We start from the raw sequence: 17,395 nt of genomic DNA, 5'->3' as shown, positions 1-17,395 counted from the left end.
TCTCGCCCGCCACGGCGCTCCATGGTTCAACGCATGTTTTCGTTGGCCATGGCGTCCGGTGTGTAAAAGGAAGCTGAAGGTTTTGCGATCGTCTGGTACTGGACCGCCAGATCGTTGCTCGAAGCGTTAAGGAAGTAGGCGCCGGTATCGAGGTTGTAGCTGCCCCACATGACTTGCGCAGTGAGCGCCGGCAGGTCCGGCGCCAGCAGCGTCAGCGAATACATCTGCCGTCCCAGTTTGCCCTGGGCGTCATAGCCGTCGACCATCAGGATCTGCCAGGAGTCCTCGTCGACGTAGTAGGTCCGATGCGGCACCACATGACGTTTGCCGGATTTGAGCGTGGCCTCGACCACCCAGACCCGATGCTTCTCCCAGCGCACCAGATCCGGATTGAGAAAGTTCGGTTTGACCAGATCGTCGCTCTTGGCCAGGCCGGCGCGATTATTGTTGTAGGGGACGATCAGTTCTTTCTTGCCCGCAAGCTTGAGATCGTAGCGGTCGGTAGGCCCGAACAGCATGAACGCTTCGTCAAACAGACCGACGCCAGAGGTGACAAAGTCCGGGGTGTCGTAGGCGATGTTCGGCGCTCGGCGTACCCGGCGCTGGCCGACCAGATACTGCCAGGCTGCACGGTTGGCCGGGTCCATGTCCCAATGGGTCATCAGGCCTTCGCCGGCCTTGGAGGACGGCAGTTCGGTCAGCAGCTTGCCAACCTGGTACTTGCCGGCAAAGTTTTCCAGGCTGCCACTTTCGGAGTAGTAGGGAAACTGATAGCTGAACAGGGCTCGGGTCGCCTGGACCTTCTTGCCACCGGCGGTCATCAGCCAGGTATCAAAAGGTGCGCTGATGGTCTCACCGCCCTGCCAGGACAACCGGTAGTTCCACAACACTTGCGCACCGTTGTCCGGGATCGGGAACGGGATGCCGCCATAAGCGCTGGCGACTTTTTCGGTTTCCACGTCCAGCGTGGCACGGGTGGCGTTCTTGCCGGTGTTGTCATACACCCATTGCGGGGCCGCTGCCGAGCGATGGGTCGGGTATACGTCCAGGCGATAGTCCGGGTATTTCTTCAGCAGGAGCTTGGTGCCTTCGGCCAATCCGCTGGCGTACTGCTCCATGTTCGAGGCCTTGATTGAATACAGTGGTTTCTCGCCGGCGAATGGGTCGGCACGTTTGTCACCCGCTTTGTAGCCGGGCGCGACCTTGGTGTAACCGCCGTTCCATGGCGGGATGCTGCCATCGGCATTGCCGGCGCGCTCGCCGCCAAGGGGCGTCAGTTCAGTCTTCAAACGTGCAGCCTGCTCAGGCGACACCGCGGCTTGCGCCAGGCTCATGCCTGCAAGGGTCAGGGTGAGGACGCAAGTGTTCAGGAAAGCGTTGTTCTGCATGGCGAATCCACCTTATTAGAATGAGGTTTTCACGTAGAGCGAGACGAAGTCGCGGTCGGCCAGCGACTGCCCGTAACTGAAATTGCCGTCCTCGCGCAGCCCGGCTTTCGGCGCCCCGAAGAAGTTCACGTAGTTGAGGCCGACATCCCAGCGCTGCAGATACGTGGCCTTGAGCCCGACACTCCAGTCGCCGGAATGGGTATTGCCGAAGCCCGACTTGTTAACCGCCGAAGAGCGCCCATCGAGCACCACACCCATGCCGATCGGCACGGTCAGGTCGATCCCGTCGACAATCTGGAAGTACGCAGGCTCCACCAGTACCCGCAACGCAGTGGCATCGCGGGTTGTGTTGGAATCCAGGGCCGCGGCGTTCTCGGTGACGCTCAGGGTGCGGTTCCACGCCAGTTCGGCCAGTGCCGAGCCGCCATCCCAAAAAGCACCAGGCGATAGCAGGTAAATCGCCGACAGGTTGGCGTGAGCGGTTTTGCCCCGGGCAAACAGTGCGTCATCGCCGCCATCGGCCTCCATGCCTGGGGTCACCACCTGCAGGTTGCTCACCAACGGCGCATTCCAGCGCACCGAAGTTTCACCGGCAAAGTTGAACGGCCCATAGGCAGTGGAGAAGCTGACGCCGGCCGTCTTGATATCTTCGGCGTAGACCTGACGATAGGAACTCAGGATCGGCAGCCCGGTGGCCGCCGCGGCTGCACCGTCGAGGTAGGCATACAGGCCGATGGGGGCTTTGTCGTGATATTGCGCGGCGTAGAAACCCAGTTCCAGTTCGGTCCCGGTCGGTTTGAAGCGAATCTGCATGCCGCCCTGCCCCGAGTTCCTCGGTTTCAGATCGCCGCCATTCACGGTGTCGTTGCCGAACACTTCGCGTAGCGAACCGCTGCCGTAACCGATGGCATCGACATCGCTCAGGTAGCTGCCGGCGCCGGGCAGATTGGAACGCTCCCACTCGAACTGGTAGTAAGCGCCCACCGATAACTGCGGGTTGATCTGCAGCTGTCCAGAGATCTGATTGACCGGACGCAGGATCTCCTTGAACTGGGTTCCCGGAACGCTGAGCAACTTGACCACATCGGTCGGACCCTGGGCATTGGCGATGCCGTTGCCGCCGTAGAACAGGCTTTCACCGTAGATCAGGCTGTGCCGGCCCAGACGCACCACGCCCTGGGAGTCTTCGCCGAGGTCACCGCGCAGGAACACGAAGGCGTCGAGAATTTCCGCGTCGCGACCATGGAGCTTGCGGGTCTCGCTGAGGAAATGCGGTTGCTCGCTGTCGTCGGTGTCCTGGTTGTAGATATCGTCGTACCAGGCCGCGCCACTCACACGCAGCCCGTAGTTTTGCCGGCTGAGGTCCATTTCAGAAAACAGATCCAGACGGTTGGAGACCAGGCCGCGGCTGAAGTTTTTATCGCCCTGACTCTGGATCGAGGGGTACAGACCGTTGGCGGTCGGTGCGTTAACTAATCGGCTGTCCTGACCTTGCAGACGCCAGGCCTGGCTGTACTTGATGGTGTTGTCCCAACGCAGTTTCCAGTCGGAATCGCCCAGGTCCATTTGCATGGCCTCGGCCCTTTCGATCATCACGCCTGCACTGCATAACGCCAGGAACAGGGCGCAATGCTTGAAACGAAAGCAACGTTTAACGTTGTCCATGGACGCTCCTCATTATTTTTATTTTTGGCATTGCACTTGTGGCGAGGGGGCTTGCCCCCGTTCGGCTGCGAAGCAGTCGTAAACCAGTACTGAATTCAGGGCCGCTGCGCGCCCCAACGGGGGCAAGCCCCCTCACCACATGGTTTCAGATGTAGGTGGAGGCCAATCCGCCATCAACTGCCAGGTTGACGCCGTTGATCCAGCGCGACTCGTCGGCACACAGGAATGCGATCACCGCCGCCACCTCATCGGCATAACCAGGGCGTTTCATGCGATGGGCATCGGCCTGGGTTCGTGCTTCACCGAGCATGCTCACGAAGTCACCGAGGATGGGCGTGAAGACCGGGCCCGGCGCCACGCTGTTCATGCGCACTGAATGTTCGAGAAACCAGGGCTGGGCCTGCAGATAGTTCCAGACGATCAAGGCTTCCTTGAAATACTGGTAGCAGGTCTCGTCCGGTACCGGGTGCTCGGCCAGCCAGGCCTGCGCGGCGGCGAAGCCTTCGATGCGTGCCAGCGCCTTGTGCTGTTCCAGGCGCAGCGGCCACTCGGCGCCGAGGATCGAGGCGATATTGACGATGCTGCCGCCAGCGGTGATGCGCGGCAGCAGTGCGCTGCTCAGGTGACGCAGCCCCAGGTAGTTGACCTGCGCCAGCAATTGCGGGTTTGCCGTGCCTGGCACCCCAGCGATATTGCACAGGCTGTCGATCCGTGCCGGTAGCTGTGGCAACAGCCGGTCGATGTTCTCGGCACTGCTCAGATCGCCCTGGACAAAACCGTCCAGGGTCATGTGCGGGGCCTTCAGATCGACGCCAATCACGTGGGCGCCGTGGGCGCGCAGCAGGCTTGCAGTGGCGGCGCCGATACCCGAGGAGACCCCGGTCACCAGCACCGTCTTGTTGTCGAGTTTCATGTTGAGTCCTCTTATTATTTTTGTGTACTCGCCCGACCTCGTCGGCCTGGTCCTGTCCGTCAGAACGGATAGCGTGGCGCCTTATCCTTGATCGTCACCCATTGCCATTGGGTGTATTCGTCCCAATCGGCCGGACCGCCCACGCTGCCGCCATTGCCCGAGCTGCCGCGCCCACCGAACGGGTTGATGCACTCGTCGGCCACCGTCTGATCGTTGATGTGCAGCAGACCGCAATTGAGTTGCTCGCCAATCGCCATCGCGTGCCCGACCGAAGGCGAAATGATCCCTGCGGACAAGCCATACTCGGTGCGGTTGGCCAGGTCGATGGCCTCATCGTCGCTGGTAAAACTCACCACCGTGGCGACCGGGCCGAAGATTTCCTCGTCGAATGCGCGCATGCCCGGGCGCACGCCGGAAAGCACCGTGGGTTGGTAGAACAACCGTTCAAACTCGCCGCCGGCTTGCAGTTTTGCCCCGGCAGTCACACTCTCCGTGACGATTTCATGCACGCGTTGCAACTGTCGTTTGTTGATCAAAGGCCCCAATACCGCCTCGCCACGAGCGGCATTGCCGACCGTGATCGCCCGGGCTTTCTCTGCCAGCCGGCGGACCAGTTCTTCAGCGATCGATTCATGGGCCAGGATGCGTCCGGTGGCCATGCAGATTTGCCCCTGATGCAGCCAGGCACCCCAGGCGGCATTGCTCGCCGCCAATTCAAGATCGGCACCTTCGAGCACGATCAACGAGTTCTTGCCGCCCAACTCCAGGGCGACTTTTTTCAGATGACGCCCAGCCACCTCCGCAACCTTGCGCCCGGCCGCGGTCGAACCGGTGAAGGCGATCATCCGAACATGCGGGTCGCGGCACAGGGCCTCACCGGCCACTGCTGCGCCCGGTAAAACCTGCAGCAACCCTTTTGGCAAACCGGCCGCCTCGAACAACCGGGCAATGATGAAACCGCCACTGACCGGGGTTTGCGGATCGGGTTTGAGCACCACCGCGTTGCCGGCCGCCAGCGCCGGTGCCACCGAACGCAGGGAGAGCACCAGGGGAAAGTTGAACGGCGAGATCACCCCGACCACGCCATGGGGCAACCGGCGCGCATAGGACAAACGCCCCGCTTCGCTTGGGAGGACCAGACCATGGGGTTGCGACAGCAGACCGGCAGCCTGATGCAACAAGACGATCGCCTCGCGAACCTCATGTTCACCCTTGAACAGGCTGCCGCCACTTTCCCGGGCGATGTACAGCGCCAGTTCGGCAAAATGTTGCTGGGCCAGGGCTGCGGCTTTGCGAAAGATCTCTGCGCGTTCCCGTGGCCCCAACGCCGCCCAGGCCGGTTGAACACGGGCGGCGGTCAGGCTGGCAAACGCGATGTCCGCTGCATCGGCTAATCCTGTGACGGTCAGTACCTCGCCGGTGGCCGGCTCGATGACTCTGTTGACGCCGCCCAATGGACGTATCCAGTCGCCATTGAAGATGCGTTCGCACCACAGTGCGTCCCGCAGAAAATCAGATGGTTCACTTACCGACATTTCGGTCTCCCGGCTCTTGTGTTTGTAATTGCCTGACGCGGCCTCGCGAAAACGATGCAGCGTCGTGAAAGCACTAGAGCAAGGGCTGTGCCGACTTCCTCTGTCGCCACGCGTTTTAGGTGGCGAAGGCTCTGGTCTGAAGGTTTGAGAGGAGCATCAACGAATAGGGCAAGCCGTCGGGCGCTCGGTCGACGCCCGGCCACTTGTCCAAATGATAAAGTTATGTTTAATAACTGTTTTGCTAATTGATCATTTCGATCAGTCGACTCGCTCAGGGGCATATAACAATGAATAATCCCCATTCGCTGCTTCCTCATCTCGCGGTGCAGGAGGAACATTTCTCGCCCCGAGGAGACAGCACTCAACTGACCGAGGGCAACTCACCGACCCTGGCCGAGTTGACCGAATGCCTGTTCTTTTCCCCGGTTGACGGACGTATCTGGCTCAACGACCAGCGCATGCTGCTATTGCACAGTTCATCCTTCGGCGCGCTGCGACGGGAGATTATCGAGCGCCAGGGACTGGAACAGACCCGCGGTCTGTTTACCCGCACCGGCTATTTGTCCGGCGCACGCGATGCACGATTGATCCGCGAGCGCTGGCCAGACGCCGATGCCGCGGCGGTTTTCTCGGCCGGCACGCGCCTGCACACACTCGAAGGCATGACCAAGGTCGAACCCCTGCACTTCAAATTCGACGCCGACTCAGGCTTCTACGAAGGTGAATTCCTCTGGCACCACTCCTGTGAGGCCGACGAACATATCGCCGCCTACGGGATCGGCCAGGATCCGGTGTGCTGGACCGAACTGGGCTATGCCATCGGTTATGTCAGCGGGCTGTTCGGCCGTCTGGTGATCTTCCGTGAAACCGAGTGCCGGGGCATGGGCCATGAGAGCTGCCGGGTGATCGGCAAGACCGCCGAGCAATGGGGCGATGTCGAACAGGACCTGAGTTACCTCACCGCTACGCCATCCAGCGTCGCCCCCAAGCAGCGTCCGGCCCCGGCGCCCGCGCCCCAGGATGACGACAGCGAAATGCCCGGCGGGCAAAAGCCCATTGGCGCCAGCGCCGCCTTCAACGCCGCAACGCTCGCCTTGCAGCGGGTTGCGCCGACGCCTGCCACGGTGCTGTTCAGTGGTGAGTCGGGAGTCGGCAAGGAATTGTTCGCCCGTCAGTTGCACCAGTTCAGCCCACGCCACCAAGCACCTTTCGTGGCCCTCAACTGCGCCGCGATCCCGGACAATCTGATCGAGGCAGAGCTGTTCGGTGTCGAACGCGGCGCCTATACCGGCGCGACCCATTCGCGCCCTGGACGCTTCGAACGCGCTCACGGTGGCACCCTGTTTCTCGATGAAATCGCCAGCCTCAGCCTACCGGGCCAAGGCAAGCTGCTGCGTGCATTGCAAGAGCGTGAGATCGAACGCATCGGTGGAAGCCAGCCGATCAAGGTCGATGTCCGGGTGGTGGCGGCCACCAATGTCGACTTGCGCAAAGCCGTGGCGGCCGGAGACTTTCGCGAGGACCTGTTCTACCGCCTGAACGTCTACCCCATCACGTTGCCGCCATTGCGCGAACGTCGTGACGACATACCGTTGCTGGTCAACGCGTTCCTGCGGCGCTTCTGCCAGGCCTACGCCCGCAAGCCCGCCGGGCTGACCATGCGCGCGCTCAAAGTGTTGTTGCGCTATGACTTTCCCGGCAACGTGCGGGAATTGCAGAACCTGGTCGAGCGCGGCCTGATCGCCAGCGAAGACGGTCAAGCCATCGATCTGGTTCACCTGTTTCGCAACGAACCCATGCCGCAGGAGGCTTACTCTCTGGACGGCAATGGCAGCCTCGCAGCCACTGACCCCAACCCCGCCAACACGCAACCTCGCCCGGCCTTGCTGGAAACCCTGGCTCGTCTGGAACACGGCTTCTCCATTGAAGGACTGGAGTCGCGCCTGATCGACGAAGCGCTGCAAAAGAGCGAAGGCAATCTGGCCGCCGCCGCGCGATTGTTGGGGTTGAGTCGTGCGCAGTTTGCTTACCGGCTGAAGAAGTACCGACAGGCATCGGCCTGACTCCGGCTGAGTCAGTGCAGGCGTAGCAACGACTACCCGTCGTAGATGAGGATGAAACGAAATTATCTTGCCAATATAGTTATGACAATTAACTATGTTTGAAGTTAACTTGTTTGCCTCATAACACGCGCCCCGGAGTCCACATGCCCAATAACAACAACATCGACGGCATCATTGAACAACTCAGCCAACTGCCGCCCCTCAGCTCGCTGACTGTCGATCAGCAGCGGCAACAGGCCGAACTACTCTTCGGCGCCGGCTCCTGTGCCGAGGGCGTGACCTTTGAAGCCGCCAATCTGGCCAGCGTCAGTGGGCTTTGGGCCATTCCCACAGATGCCAGGCCCGACTTTGTGTTGCTGTATCTGCATGGCGGAGGCTACTCATTTGGCAGTGCCCGAGCCTATCGCCCGTTCACCAGCCAATTGGCAGCCCGCAGCCGAATTCGTACCCTTTGCATCGATTACCGCCTGGCCCCGGAACACCCTTTCCCGGCCGCCGTAGAGGACGCTCTGGATGTCTACCGTGCACTCCTCGAAAACGGTGTGAACGCCGAACACCTGGTGCTGGCCGGCGACAGTGCCGGCGGCGGTCTGTGCATGGCTCTGATGTTGGCCGCCAAGGCCGCGGGTTTGCCGCTGCCCGCGGCTGCGGTAGTGATGTCGCCTTGGGTGGACATGGCTCAGACCGGTGAGTCCTGGAACTTGCAGAAAACTCGAGATCCATTGCTCGGCCCGGTTGCTGGCAAGACCCTTATGGCCGACACCTATCTGCAGGGCGCCGAGCCACTGAATCCGCTGGCCTCCCCCCTATACGGCGACCTTCGGAGCCTACCGCCAGTGCTGATCCAGGTGGGCAGCCGGGAATGCCTGCTGGACGATTCAACCCGGCTCGCCAGCCGCCTGGCCAGCGCCGAAGTGGCGGTACAGCTGGACGTCTGGCCGGGAATGATTCATGTCTTCCAGACCATGAGCGATCAACTCGAAGAAGCCCGCCGGGCACTGGACCAGATCAGCGCCTTCCTCCTTCGGCACTTGGGGGAAGATGTGTCCTGACCTCAAGTTTGCGTAGAATGCGGGGCGATACCGTATCCAATATGCAACAACGACCGGTAGACCCATCCTCCCTGTGACCAACTGGTGATTTGTGGCGCCCTTCCACGTTCAATGCCTGACCTGTCAACCATGAGCGAGAGCTCATGGGTATTAATTACCAATACAAAAGCGCTTTGCAGGTTTTGTCTGTCGGTATCGTTGCTTGTTGCTGGTAACGCGTCTGGCGTGACATTACCGCTTGAGTTGTATATCCCGGACGCGCCGCCACTGACGTTTGTCGATGATGCCAAGGGTCACGGAATGGTCGGAGAAGCCGTTCTGACGGCCATTGCCAACGCCGGCTATGTCGCTCATGTCCATGTGCTTCCCTGGGCCAGATCGCAGAAATACGTCAGCGAGAAACAGGATATTTTGATAGCCCCTTTGTCTCGCACGCCGGAACGCGAAGATCGCTTCACCTGGATCACGTCAATCATGCCCATGGAGCGCGCTTTTTTCAGCCTCGACCGGCCGGTGAGCAGCTTTGCCCAAGCGAAAAAAACCTACCGGGTGATCGGTGTCGGCCTGGGCAGCGCTCAGGAGGAAATCCTGCGTGCACAAGGCTTCAGCGACGAGCAGATCTACCCGCTGACCATTGGCGACAACCCTGCGCAGATGCTTTTGAAAGGTCGCATTGATGCCTGGTTCAATGGCGTTCCCGAGAGTCAATACATCTGGCCGAAGGTGTCTGAACGCAAGCTGTTCATGAGCCCCGTCATGAGCAGAGCGGAGCTCTATCTGGCTTGCTCCAGGCTTTGCTCCGCTCAACTGGTGCAAGACTTGCGCAAGGCGGTTGAAACGCTTCGTGCTGACGGCACTCTGGCGCGTATACAGCGGAGCTATTTGTCGCCATGACGATCGGCAACAACAGGTTTAGGCTGAAATGGCTGACTATGCGCTTTCCGCCGGCATCGCACCCTGCTGCCCATGCTGACGCGCGGTCACCAGGCCGATAAAGGAAATCACCAGCGCCAGGCCGATGGTCGAAGAAACTTCCATACGATGCTCGGGCGTCACCATCATCACCGCCAACGCTGCGCAGATGAAGGCGATGACCAACCAGGTGAGCCAGGGGAACAACCACATCTTGAAGGTCAGCGTGACGTTCTGCCGAAGCAGAATCTTGCGCATGCGCAGTTGCGACACGGCGATTACCAGGTACACCAGCAAGGCAATGGCGCCGGAGCTGGCGAGCAGAAACTGGAATAAGCCGGCGGGCATGAAGTAGCTGAACAAGGTCACACCGGCACCCAGTACGGTGCTGGCGATCACTGCAGCCCTCGGCACGCCCGCCGACGACGTTACCTTCAGCGGCTGCGGTGCATCACCGCGCTTGCCCAGCGAAAACAACATGCGTGAGGCAATATAAATCGACGAGTTCATGCAGCTGGCCACGGCAATCAACACCACCATATCGACCATGAGCTTGGCGTGGGGAATATTCATCAGCTCAAGCGCTCGTTGGTAAGAACCCACCGACGCCAACAACGGATCGTTCCAGGGCACCACTGAAATGACCACGAAAATGGACAGCACGTAGAACACCCCGATGCGCCAGATCACAGAGCGGGTAGCTTTGGCGATGTTCTGCGCAGGGTTGCTGGATTCAGCCGCAGCGATGGTCACCGCTTCCGTACCGATGAAGCTGAACATGATGGTGATGAATGCCCCTACAACCGCTGACAAGCCGTTGGGCGCGAAACCGCCATGTTCCTCCATGAGTCGGCTCAATCCGCTGGCTTCGCGCTCTGGAATCCATCCCATCAACACCGCAAAACCCAGGCCGATGAATCCAATGATCGCCACGACTTTGGCCATCGCAAACCAGAATTCGAACTCACCGTATTTGGACACACTGAACAGGTTAGTCACCACCAACAAAATGATCGACAGCAAGGCAAACAACCAGGTATCGATCTGCGGGAACCATTGATTCAATACATGCCCGGCCGCAAGCGCCTCGATCGGTATCACCAGCACCCAGAACCACCAATACAGCCAGCCGATGGTGAAGCCTGCCCAACGCCCGATTGCCTGGTCGGCGTAGGTAGAGAAAGATCCGGTGTCCGGGTTGGCAACCGCCATTTCGCCCAGCATGCGCATGACCAGAACGACCAACAGGCCGGAAAACAGATAAGCCAGCAATACTGCCGGCCCTGCGGCAGCGATGGCATGTCCGGAGCCAACAAACAAACCTGCGCCGATAATCCCCGCAATAGAAAGCATTGTGACGTGACGCGGCTTGAAACCCTGCGCCAATTGTCCGTTCGAATCTTTGGAGTTCAGGCTATTCATTGTTTTTTTGTTCTCTGGTGATCGACGTTAGGGCGTACTGACTGAGGGTCAGGCGATCATCATTTCTCCCTGTTGCCGCGTCCGAACGCGGCGCACCTCAAACGCTCCTGAGCTTCTAAATCAGGCATCACGGCTGTACACGACCGTGAAGTGACGCGCCACCTTACGCGTCTTGTCTTGAAAGCCAATAGCCCGAATGCGCCACTTATGAGTCTGATTTCGACATGCGTTGCGCGTAACGCGCCTGGTGAAATGTCGTCCGAAACTAGCCGCCCTCATAACAAGGGCGCGACCTGTCTACCTGTTACAAAGTGTACGAGAAACCCATTTGCACGGTTCTCGGCGCCCCCGGATAGGCGTAAACGTTGCCAAAGGCGCCTTCATCGTAGTCGCTGTCGAACACATTCTTCAGGTCAAGGTTAAGCCGCAGGTGCTCGTTGACTTTGTAAAAGCTGAGCAGGTCGAACACCTCGTAGCTGTCCATGGAGAAGGCATTGGCCGCGGTCTGGCCGGCGCGCTCGTCGACATACTTGGCGCCCAGCCCCAGGCCCAGTCCTTTGAGGCCGCCGTCCTGAAACTCGTAGACGTTCAGCAGGCTGAAACTGTTGCGCGGAATGTTCATCAGGCGGGTGCCTGACTTCAGGTCGTTGTCCTGGGTGACTTCGGCATCCACATAGGCATAGCCACCGATCATGCGCCACTCTGGCGTAAGGTTGCCCGCCACATTCAGATCGAAGCCACGGCTGCGAACTTCACCCGCCGCAACTTTGAAGTTCGGGTCCACCGGGTCGTTGGTCTGGACGTTGCGTTTTTCGATCTGATAAACCGCGGCATCCACGCTCAACTGGCGATCCAGAGCTTGCCACTTGACACCCACCTCGTAGGATTTGCCTTCTTCAGGTTTGAAGCCGCCACCCGTTCGACTGGCACCGCTGTTGGGCTTGAAGGATCGCGCCGTGTCGGCATAGATCGCCACGGTCGGGGTCAAGTCGTAGATCAGCCCAAGACGCGGGGTGACAGCGTTGTCGCTGTTGGTCCAGCTCACACCGTTGACGAGTTTGTTGTCGTAATCATGTTCGAAGCGTTCGAAACGTACGCCTGCCAAAGCTTTCAAGCGCTCGGTCAGCGTTACCTGGTCTTGCACGAAAGCGGCATAGGTCTTGAGGTTTTCCTGATCGTGGGTGGTGGTGCGAGTCAGCGCCGGACGCGGCTGGCCGTAGACCGGATTGAAGATGTCGATGGGGTAGGCACTCACCGCCCCACTGGAGCGACGGATGATCGACTTGTAATCGTAATCCTCATACTCGATGCCCGTGAGCAACGTGTGGTCGAACCCAACGGTGGAAAAATGCCCGGTCAGGTTCAACTGCACATCAAGGTCTTGCCACTCCAGCTTGCGATAGTTGAAATTGCGCCCCAGCGTTCGGCCGTCGGCAGCGACTCCGTTGCCTTCAATGGCATTGCCTTGCAGGCTGCCATCGAGAAATTGCGTGCCGCCACCCAAGGTCCAGTTGTCGTTCAGGAAATGCTCGAAACGCAGTTGCGCCATGTTGTTGTCGTTGTGCAGCTTGCCGATATCCTTTTCACCGAAAAAAGTATCCCGCGAGGCAACGCCGGCCTGATTGCGATAGCGAGTCACGCCCCGATCGAGCGGCGCGTTGTTGCGCATGAAATCGCCTTCGAAGGTGATGCGGGTGGTGTCGTTGACCTGCCAACCGAGCACCGGCGCCACACCGTAACGCTCGTTTTCGACGTGATCACGGAAGGTGTCGCCACCCTCGCCTATCACGTTCAGCCGATAGGCCAGTCGCCCTTCATCGTCCAGCGGTCCTGAGGCATCCAGCGTTCCGCGACGCATACCCTGATCGTTGAGTTGACTGCCCAGGGTGACGGTGCGTTCGGCCAGGGGTTGTTTGGACACCACGTTGAAGGTGCCGCCCGGGTCGCCACGGCCATACAGCGTGGTGGCTGGCCCGCGCAGGACCTCCAGGCGCTCGATGGTATTGGCATCGGGCATGTTCGGATAACCGCGGTTGATCGGGAAACCGTTGCGGTAGAACTCACCGGTGGTAAAGCCACGCACGGTGAAAGTGGTCAGGCCCTGGCCGCCGAAATTGTTCGCACGACCCACGCCCCCGGCGTAATCGAGCGCGTCTTGCAGACGGGTCGCGCCGAGGTCCTCCACGACATCCTTGGTGACAACGCTGATGGATTGTGGGGTTTCATGAATCGGAGTGTCTGTGCGCGTCGCACTGGCCGAACGGGTTGCTCGATAACCCTGAACCGGCCCTTGAGCCTGTTCTTCCAATGTGGCGTTGATGTCGATCGCTTGTAACTCTATTGACGCAGGATCAGTCGGTGCTTGTTCAGCCCAGGCGGTCTGGGAAATAGCTTGGATCACACACAGAGAAACGAGAGTTCGACGCATCGACAGACAACCTTGAGAAGATGCCGGGCACATCAGGAGCTCGGCGAGAATTGATGACGAATAATATCAATTCCCATTCTCTGCTGATACGTTTTATCTCGGTAAAACAGGTGCGAGAGCAAAATTAATTGCGCTCATGGCCGGGCCTCAGTGACGCAATAGCCTGCGCAGCGGAACCCCATCTTTGAGGACCGGCGATTTGATGACGATGTAACTGAAGTACTTGGAGATACCGATGTTCTTGTCCAGCAGACCTTCCATCACTTCCTGATAATGCTGGATGCTGCAGGTCATGAAACGCACCAGGTAATCGTAACCACCGCTGATCAAATGGCACTCAAGTACTTCATCGACCAAACGGATATTGGACTCGAACTTGGCGAAGTCCTCCCGCTTGTGGTCGCTGAGCGTGATCTCGGTAAATACCGTGACCGAGTCGGTGATCTTGGCAAGATTGAGATGGGCTCTGTAACCGGAAATATAGCCGGCCGACTCGAGCCGCTTGACCCGTTGCAAACATGGGCTGGACGACAGACCCACTGCATCGGCCAAGCTGACGTTAGTCATTCGGCCGTCTTTTTGCAGTTCAACCAGGATACTGATATCAATTCGGTCTAGTTTGATCAAACCTTCCATCGCGTACCTCGTGATTGCCGTTCCGATGTCCAAAGATATAGCAAAATCAGCGGTGTAACGATCGCTGATGCTGAGCGACCAGGTCGGCCATGCTATTGATGCAAAAATCCGCAGGACATTGCTGGGTATCATTCCCGTGATCACGATAGATCAGGCACAAACCCGCCGATTTTGGCGGCTCGGCAGGAGGTCTGGAAACCTGCAGGATATCTTCAGGTTTCAGTTTGTTGGCTTGCAGCCAGGCGCTGTCCTCTAACGGATTGCTGACCCGCGATAGCAAATCTTCGGGCGTAATCCCCAAACGCTCACAGAGCTGTTCGCGATCCGCGGCATCACGATCGCAGCACACCAGCAGCCGATAAAACTTGCGCAGGTACAACATGGCGCCGGGTGCGTCCTCGAACAGTGACCAGTTGCCCACCGATCGGGCGAAACTCATCCCCTCCTCCCAACTGGCCTTGAGCCCGAAACGCTCTGCCAACTGACGATGGGCGAAGCACAGCAACCCACTGAAACCCAACTCTGCAAAACGTGGATAGAGCGTACGCACCGCCTCGTCAAACGCAGCCAATACTGCTTCCCTGTCCAGCCTGTCCGAATGGTTTTCGAGCAACGGTTGCAGGGCCGTCCAGATACCCGAATCCCGATCGACCAGAACATCATCGCAATCGATCAGCAGTGCACGATAATCAGTCAGGTACATGGTGTGTAGCCTCCCATGATGCATTCAACAATCCATGCGTTCCAAACGCTCCGGTTGACGCAGCGATGCTGCGCCAACCGAAGTCTGAGGTTAATTCAACACGCGTAACAATGCTGCCTCAAGAATCGCCAGCGCTTCGTCGATCTGTTCCTCTTCGGTGACCAGAGGCGCGAGGAAGCGCAGCACATTACGGTACACGCCGCATTTGATCACCAACAGCCCGCCAACCCTGGCCTGATCGATCAGTTGCTGGGTGAGTTCGGCATCGGGGCTGCGGGCCTCATCGTCTTTGATCAGTTCGATCGCCAACATGAAACCGGTGCCACGTACGTCACCAATACGCGGATGACGTGCCTGCAAGCGCAGCAGGCCCTGACGCAGACGCTCGCCCAATGCCTCACCGCGCGCAAGTAGCTGTTCCTGTTCGTAGGCGTCGATCACCGCCAGCGCCGCCGCGCAAGCCAGGGCATTACCACCATAAGTACCGCCGAGACCACCGGGTAATGGCGCGTCCATGATGTGCGCACGACCCACCACGCCCGATATCGGCAAACCACCGGCCAGGCTCTTGGCGACTGTGACCAGATCCGGCTGAATGCCTGCGTGCTGGAAACCAAACCATTTGCCCGTGCGGCCGAAGCCGGTCTGAATTTCATCGAGAATGAGCACGATGCCATGTTGTTCGGTCAGAGCCCGCAGCGCCTGGAGAAACTCCGGCGGCGCCGAGAGGAAGCCGCCATCGCCCTGCACCGGCTCGATGATGATCGCCGCTACCCGGTCCGCAGGGACTTGAGTCGCCAGCAATTCGTTCAGGGCTTGCAGGGCCATCTCGCTGGTGAAACCGCGATAGGCGTTCGGGTACGGGGTATGAAAGACCTCGGGAGCAAAGGGCCCGAAGTTCTGCTTGTAGGGTTGGCTCATGCCAGTCAAGGTCGTGCCGAGCAACGTGCGTCCATGGAAACCGCCACGAAAGGAGATGACCGCTGGGCGATTGGTGTGCGCGCGAGCGATCTTCACCGCGTTCTCCACAGCCTCTGCACCGGAGGTAAACAGCGCCGCCTTATAGGCTTCGCGACCACCGACCAACTCGCACAAACGCTGGACCAGGTCGAGATAGGGTTTATAGGCCACTACCTGGAAGCATGCATGGCTGACCTTTTGCAATTGGGCTTGCACCGCCGCGACCACCTTCGGGTGATTGTGACCGATGTTCAACACACCGATGCCGCCGACGAAGTCCAGGTAACGCGCCCCGTCCACGTCCCACATCTCGCAACCCTGGGCACGATCGATAACCAGCGGGTGTGCGGTGACCAAACCCCGGGGCACGAATTGATCGCGTTGACGGAGCAAACTCGGGGTTTCTTCGACTTTACTGTTCATTGGCATCTCTCATAGTGGGCCTGGCAACCGGGAAGCGGCTGCGACGTGTTTCACAGGTTAAGCTTTCGACGCAATTGTCTAAGCCGAACTTGGCCTCTGAGAAATTCGGATCGGCTGTTTTCACCCCGGCAAACAGCAGAATCCTTCAGCGGTGGCCAGCCCCATGGAATCTGCCGATAGGTGCCCCCTACAACGCAGCGTCGTGTGTTTACGCAGAGTCTTTCGACATATCCTGCTTTGTCACTCGGGCATGCTTGATGCTCCCTATTTAATGCGAGAATTGACCCATGGCCCTGCTCTATAAAGCTGACCCGGTGCGCGGCGAACATTGGAAGCGCCTATTCGCCGAGCACGCTCCAGATATCGAATGGCGTGCCTGGCCAGACATCGGCGATCCGCAGGATATTCGCTACCTGGCGGCGTGGCAGGCGCCGGACGATCTCGACACCTTGTTGCCAAACCTGCAGGTATTGTTCGCCTTGTCGGCCGGGGTCGATCAGCTTGACCTTGACCGCTTGCCCACGAGCCTGCCGGTGGTCCGTCTGCTCGATCCGAGCATCACCCGGGGCATGTGCGAATACGCCACTTTTGCGGTGCTGAGCCTGCACCGGGATATGCTCCGTTATCGCCAGCAACAAATGGCCCGGTGCTGGCAGGCTCACCTGCTGCAACCGGCAGCCAAACGTCGAGTGGGCGTGATGGGGCTCGGCACACAAGCTCAACAGATTCTGGCCACGTTGCAGCCTTTTGGCTTTGCCTTGTCGGGCTGGGCACGCAGCGAGCATCACATCGACGCAGTGGACTGCTTTGCGGGTGCCGAACAACTTCCGGCCTTCCTCGGCCAGTGCGACATCGTGCTGTGTGTCCTGCCACTGACCGAGCAGACCAAAGGGATTCTCAACCGTCAGTTATTCCAGCACCTGCCCAATGGTGCTGCCTTGGTCAACATGGGCCGCGGTGGGCATCTGGTAGAAGAGGATCTGCTCGAGGCTCTGGCCAGCGGCCAGATCAGCGCGGCGGTGCTCGACGTACTGCAACAGGAACCGGCAGCGCCGGATCATCCCTTCTGGCACCATCCGCAGATATTGCTGACACCGCATATCGCTGCAATGACTCAGCCAGAAAGCGCGTTTAGCGTGCTGCTGGAGAACATCCGTCGGCATCAACGCGGTGAGTCAATGCTTGGCCAGGTTGACCGCAAGCGAAGTTACTAACTGCCGGCCTTACCCCTCGTTTGAGCAATAACTGCGGCCTGTGAAGTCGCAACTTATGCAATCTACCGAATTGACTGCAGC

The 17,395-nt window shown here is 59.3% G+C and carries 13 protein-coding genes; 4 read left to right on the top strand and 9 right to left on the bottom strand.

Translation table 11 applies throughout. The features are described 5' to 3' along the window. Window positions 1-26: 26 nt before the first annotated feature. The 4 genes from TU81_RS02550 to TU81_RS02535 form a co-directional block, all read right to left on the bottom strand. The gene (locus tag TU81_RS02550; protein WP_048393187.1) at window positions 27-1,388 is read right to left on the bottom strand and encodes a DUF1329 domain-containing protein; all 1,362 of its coding nucleotides are present in this window, start codon (window positions 1,386-1,388) and stop codon (window positions 27-29) included. A gap of 15 nt (window positions 1,389-1,403) precedes the next feature. Further along, entirely contained in the window at window positions 1,404-3,053 is a 1,650-nt protein-coding gene (locus TU81_RS02545; RefSeq protein WP_048393184.1) for a DUF1302 domain-containing protein, read from the bottom strand. A gap of 145 nt (window positions 3,054-3,198) precedes the next feature. Beyond that, window positions 3,199-3,966 carry a coniferyl-alcohol dehydrogenase gene (locus tag TU81_RS02540; RefSeq protein WP_048393183.1) on the bottom strand — a complete coding sequence of 256 codons (768 nt, stop codon included), beginning with the start codon at window positions 3,964-3,966 and terminating at the stop codon, window positions 3,199-3,201. Between the two features lie 59 nt (window positions 3,967-4,025). Continuing rightward, on the bottom strand, window positions 4,026-5,501 hold the full coding sequence (locus TU81_RS02535) for a benzaldehyde dehydrogenase (protein WP_048393182.1): 1,476 nt from the start codon (window positions 5,499-5,501) through the stop codon (window positions 4,026-4,028). Between the two features lie 287 nt (window positions 5,502-5,788). Between TU81_RS02535 and TU81_RS02530 the strand changes: the two genes are divergently transcribed. From TU81_RS02530 to TU81_RS02520, 3 genes are all read left to right on the top strand, one after another. Further along, window positions 5,789-7,564: a sigma-54-dependent Fis family transcriptional regulator gene (locus TU81_RS02530; protein ID WP_048393180.1), complete on the top strand. Its 1,776-nt coding sequence runs from the start codon at window positions 5,789-5,791 to the stop codon at window positions 7,562-7,564. A gap of 143 nt (window positions 7,565-7,707) precedes the next feature. Continuing rightward, window positions 7,708-8,616 carry an alpha/beta hydrolase gene (locus TU81_RS02525; protein WP_048393178.1) on the top strand — a complete coding sequence of 303 codons (909 nt, stop codon included), beginning with the start codon at window positions 7,708-7,710 and terminating at the stop codon, window positions 8,614-8,616. Window positions 8,617-8,745: 129 nt separating this feature from the next. After that, on the top strand, window positions 8,746-9,510 hold the full coding sequence (locus TU81_RS02520) for a substrate-binding periplasmic protein (protein WP_048393645.1): 765 nt from the start codon (window positions 8,746-8,748) through the stop codon (window positions 9,508-9,510). A gap of 36 nt (window positions 9,511-9,546) precedes the next feature. Here TU81_RS02520 and gabP read toward each other — a convergent pair whose 3' ends face one another. The 5 genes from gabP to gabT form a co-directional block, all read right to left on the bottom strand. Continuing rightward, window positions 9,547-10,950, bottom strand: a complete 1,404-nt coding sequence (gene gabP, locus TU81_RS02515; RefSeq protein ID WP_048393176.1) for a GABA permease — start codon at window positions 10,948-10,950, stop codon at window positions 9,547-9,549. A 304-nt stretch (window positions 10,951-11,254) separates the two neighbouring features. Beyond that, the gene (locus TU81_RS02510) at window positions 11,255-13,378 is read right to left on the bottom strand and encodes a TonB-dependent siderophore receptor (protein ID WP_048393174.1); all 2,124 of its coding nucleotides are present in this window, start codon (window positions 13,376-13,378) and stop codon (window positions 11,255-11,257) included. A gap of 147 nt (window positions 13,379-13,525) precedes the next feature. Continuing rightward, the gene (locus TU81_RS02505; RefSeq protein ID WP_048393171.1) at window positions 13,526-14,014 is read right to left on the bottom strand and encodes an Lrp/AsnC family transcriptional regulator; all 489 of its coding nucleotides are present in this window, start codon (window positions 14,012-14,014) and stop codon (window positions 13,526-13,528) included. 46 nt (window positions 14,015-14,060) lie between these two features. Beyond that, on the bottom strand, window positions 14,061-14,717 hold the full coding sequence (locus TU81_RS02500; RefSeq protein WP_048393170.1) for an HAD family hydrolase: 657 nt from the start codon (window positions 14,715-14,717) through the stop codon (window positions 14,061-14,063). Window positions 14,718-14,807: 90 nt separating this feature from the next. Next, entirely contained in the window at window positions 14,808-16,100 is a 1,293-nt protein-coding gene (gene gabT / locus TU81_RS02495; protein WP_048393168.1) for a 4-aminobutyrate--2-oxoglutarate transaminase, read from the bottom strand. Window positions 16,101-16,387: 287 nt separating this feature from the next. Here gabT and TU81_RS02490 point away from each other — a divergent pair, with 287 nt between their 5' ends. Next, entirely contained in the window at window positions 16,388-17,314 is a 927-nt protein-coding gene (locus tag TU81_RS02490; protein ID WP_048393160.1) for a 2-hydroxyacid dehydrogenase, read from the top strand. Window positions 17,315-17,395: the final 81 nt, after the last annotated feature.

Origin of the sequence: Pseudomonas lini, assembly GCF_001042905.1 — a bacterium.
GTDB classification, from domain to species: domain Bacteria; phylum Pseudomonadota; class Gammaproteobacteria; order Pseudomonadales; family Pseudomonadaceae; genus Aquipseudomonas; species Aquipseudomonas lini.
Note: the sequence above shows the minus strand (reverse complement) of the source record. Positions and strands in the feature narration are given on the sequence as shown.